Annotated in this window: 3 protein-coding genes and 2 pseudogenes; all 5 read left to right on the top strand. The window is 44.2% G+C overall.

Annotation, left to right across the window (positions count from 1 at the left end; all coding sequences use genetic code 11):
• Positions 1-278, top strand: a pseudogene (locus tag LC574_RS28925) (four helix bundle protein); the annotation flags it as partial.
• A gap of 48 nt (positions 279-326) precedes the next feature.
• Positions 327-1,355, top strand: a complete 1,029-nt coding sequence (gene obgE / locus LC574_RS28920; protein ID WP_229457078.1) for a GTPase ObgE — start codon at positions 327-329, stop codon at positions 1,353-1,355.
• A gap of 464 nt (positions 1,356-1,819) precedes the next feature.
• Positions 1,820-2,044, top strand: a complete 225-nt coding sequence (locus tag LC574_RS28915) for a hypothetical protein (protein ID WP_229457077.1) — start codon at positions 1,820-1,822, stop codon at positions 2,042-2,044.
• Positions 2,045-2,126: 82 nt separating this feature from the next.
• Positions 2,127-2,780, top strand: coding sequence for a pentapeptide repeat-containing protein (locus LC574_RS28910; RefSeq protein WP_229457076.1), 654 nt, complete (start codon positions 2,127-2,129; stop codon positions 2,778-2,780).
• Positions 2,781-2,977: 197 nt separating this feature from the next.
• A pseudogene (acsF, locus tag LC574_RS28905) lies at positions 2,978-4,063 on the top strand (magnesium-protoporphyrin IX monomethyl ester (oxidative) cyclase).
• Positions 4,064-4,256 lie beyond the last annotated feature (193 nt).

Raw genomic sequence — 4,256 nt, 5'->3', positions numbered from 1 at the left:
GGTATTCTCTGCGCCAATGTAGAAATCGGCCCTCAGCCGATAGTATTGGTGCCAACATAGCTTTATGAGTAGGGCGAGGGAGTTATCAGGATAATCGACGATTTGTCAGAATAGCAAGAGGGTCTTTGTATGAAACTCAACACTGGCTAAGACGAGCATATAGCCGTAATCTGTTAACAGATCAACAGGTAAATGCACTCAAGCTAATCATTAATGAGCTAGCACCTCAATTAAACGCCTACCTAAAATCAATTGGCAATGTTCCAGATGACCAATGACCAATGACTAATGACTAATGACTAATGACTAATGACTAATGACTAACTATGCAATTTATCGACCAAGCAAAAATTGAAGTTGAAGCTGGTAAGGGCGGCGATGGTATTGTCGCCTTCCGGCGGGAGAAATACGTGCCGACTGGTGGCCCCTCTGGTGGTAATGGGGGAAGAGGCGGTTCGGTATTTTTCGTTGCCGACGAAAACCTGCAAACCTTGCTGGACTTCAGATATAACCATCGCTTTCAGGCAGAAAAAGGCACTCGTGGTGGGCCAAATAACTGCACTGGAGCAGCAGGAAAGGATTTAATTATTGAAGTTCCCTGTGGTACAACCATTTATGATGCTGAAACTGGCGAATTGTTGGGGGATTTAATTGAGCCTAAGCAAACTTTACTGATTGCCCAAGGTGGTAAAGGCGGACTCGGAAATCAGCATTTCTTGAGTAACCGTAACCGCGCCCCAGAATACGCCCTCCCAGGATTACCAGGAGAAATAAAGCAGCTGCGCCTAGAATTGAAACTTTTGGCAGAAGTGGGGATTATTGGCTTACCAAATGCTGGTAAATCCACTCTAATTTCATCTTTATCAGCAGCACGTCCAAAAATCGCAGACTACCCCTTCACTACTCTCATCCCAAATTTGGGTGTAGTGCAAAAACCTACTGGCGATGGTACTGTTTTCGCCGACATTCCCGGACTCATTGAAGGAGCGGCTCACGGTGCAGGGTTGGGACACGATTTCTTACGTCACATCGAGCGCACGCGAGTGCTACTTCACTTGATTGATGCCACTAGCGATGATGTAGTTAGGGACTTTAACATAATTAAGGAAGAATTACAAGCTTATGGACGGGGTTTAGCAGAACGTCCGCAAATTTTGGCGCTGAACAAAATTGATGCAGTTGATCGGGAAACTGTCGATTTGGAGGCGTTAGCCACCCAACTTAATCATCTCTCATACGCGCCGGTTTTTGTGATTTCAGCAGTTACCCGCACCGGGTTAGAGCCGATGTTACAAGAAATTTGGGGAATTCTCGACCAAATGAAGGTTCCTGAAGAAGTGGAGGTATTGAGATAATTACTAATTCGTAAGTAGGTCGGCGTGAATATTTATCGTTGGGATGAGGCAGCTATGCTGGAGGAAAGAGGGTTGAGGGAGCATCCCACTTTTTTGCATGTCATTGCAAGCGTTGCGAACGCGAGTGCGTCTCTTAGAGTTGCAATCACAAAATCCTCCAACTCAGAGCGAGTCTATGCGATTGCTTCGTCGTTCCTCCTCTCTACGAGACGCTACGCGAACGCAATGACAATTATTTTCTGATTACAGCTATTTTCAGGTAAATAGACCACGCGGTAGGGGTTTAGCAATGCTAAACCCCTACAACAGATGTGGTTCAAATACATGAAAACTGCTGTAAAATTGCGTCGTGCAATATGAGATGGTGGTAACTTATCTAAACTGCTAATGGGTAGATTGGCGTCAACACAGCCACCAACACGTGGAACACTGGTAATCAGTGACTGTAGTTCAAGAATGACCCTTTGAACCTCAAAGTTGACCTTCTGAGGCTCGATGTTGACCTTCTGAGGCTCGACGTTGACCTTCTGAAGCTCGACGTTGACCTTCTGAGGCTCGATGTTGACCTTCTGAGGCTCGATGTTGACCTTCTGAGGCTCGACGTTGACCTTCTGAGGCTCGACGTTGACCTTCTGAGGCTCAATGTTGACCTTCTGAGGCTCGACGTTGACCTTCTGAGGCTCAATTAACAAATATATCTAACCATTCCTGAATGTACAGGGGTGAGTGTGTAGTAAAATTTGCTCACCTCCGTAAAGTGGAACATGGAACATGGCTTTAGACTTCTCTGGTCAAAATCTCCGAGGACGCAACTTCAAAGGTAGGAAAGACCTTGCGGGTGCAAACTTTAGCTATGCCGACATCCGAGGGGCAAACTTCACCAACGCTAATTTAACAGGGGCAAACTTCAGCCATGTCAAAGCTGGACTACAACGCCGTTGGGCAATTTTACTAGTCCTTGTCTCGTGGCTGTTGTCGGGAATATCGGGGTTTTTCTCAGCTTTTGCTGGTAATTTAGTGGTATTTTCATTTAACAATCTTAGTGATTTACAAGACTGGATTGTGGCTTCGATTTTAAGTTTGGTTGTCTTGATTGTACTAATCGTTTTCTTTGCAAGAATAATTCGCAAAGGAATAAATGATGCTTTCGCCATCGCTGTCCCCTTTGCCTTCGCCGCAGGCTTCGTCGCAGTCGTCGCCGGAGCCATTGTTATAGGCCGAATGATAGCCGCAGGGCAAGCCCTAGCCAAAACCGGAGCCATCAACCCCAAAACCATTACGTTGCACGATTTCATAAAGATATTGCTATTACCCCTCTTTAAGGACTACTCCCAATACTGCTCGGTTAAGGCAATGCGTTACCCAACCTACCCCGGAGTGCTTTTTAGACAAAACCTACGCAGTATTGAGGCACATGCCACTTGAGTAGTAACAAAACTGATTGTGGAATAGGCATTTAAACTCTCCTGAAACAATGGGTAATAAGTTTATTTCTCACAATTTACTCTCAATAATTTAACTGATGTCTACAAACAACTATTCATGCTTATATAACTTTTAAAGGATGAAATAATCAAAGGATTCTTATGGTTAAGTCTCTGGAAACCCAACGCCAGTCGCTCATGGGGGAAACCCCCAAGACCGCGCTGGCTCCCGAACATGAGTTGCTAAAACCAGGTGTAAAAGCGCCTGTCCAAGAAACATTATTAACACCTCGCTTTTATACTACTGACTTTGAAGCTGCGGCGCAGTTGGATATTTCGTCTCAGGAAGCGGAGTTACTGGCAATTGTAGAGGAGTTACGAGCTGACTATAACCGTCATCACTTTGTCCGTGATGAAGAATTTCAGCAGTGTTGGGATCACATTGATGGAGAAACGCGCGTCGCTTTTATTGACTTTTTGGAACGTTCCTGCACTTCAGAGTTTTCTGGGTTTCTGCTGTTTAAAGAGTTATCACGCCGTCTGAAAAACCGCAATCCTATTTTGGCGGATGCTTTTAATTTTATGGCACGGGATGAAGCACGCCATGCGGGATTTTTAAATAAGTCAATGGCAGATTTTAATCTTTCCCTCGACTTAAGTTATTTAACCAAAAATCGCACTTATACCTTCTTTCCACCAGAGTGGATTATTTACACAGTCTACCTGTCTGAGAAAATTGGCTACTGGCGCTACATCTTGGTGTATCGCCACATGGAAAAACATCCAGAACACCAAATTTATCCCCTATTCCGTAAGTTTGAAAGTTGGTGTCAGGATGAAAATCGTCACGGAGATTTCTTTATAGCGCTACTGTGATCGCATCTTTAACTATGGAATAAGTGGAGAGCTAGATTATGGGTGCGTTTCTTTTTGCTGAGTGTTTTTGCTACTCACACATTGACAGTATTTGAACGTGCGACGTTTTATCAATCCATTGGGATAGATCCGCACGAATATAATACCAGAGTCATTCAAGAGACGAATAACACTGCTGCACGGGCATTTCCCCTGATTTTGAATACAAATCATCCAGAGTTCTTCCGACGGTTGGAAAAGTGTTCTAACCTTAATTTGAAACTAGCAGAGATTAACAACAGCAATCGCTCACCAGTTGTCAAATTCTGCCAAAAATTACCCTTGATCGCCTCCATTGTTGGGCATCTATTGCAGACTTACCTAATCAAACCCGTTGATGCTGAATCATTGAGAGGGACAATTCATTAACTGGTAACTGCATATATCAACTGAATCTACAAGTCTTCTTTGGGAATCTCTTCACTCGAATTCTATAAGTTATATCATGTCCGGCAAATTGCTTATGATATGTCATTGCGAGTGCAACGAAGTGGAGCGAAGCAATCACAAGGTCTGCGATTGCTTCACTTCGTTCGCAATTGACTTGTGTTTAACCGGACGT

Source organism: Nostoc sp. CHAB 5715 (assembly GCF_020829685.1).
Classification (GTDB): Bacteria; Cyanobacteriota; Cyanobacteriia; order Cyanobacteriales; family Nostocaceae; genus Nostoc.
This window is presented reverse-complemented; position numbering and strand designations above follow the sequence as displayed.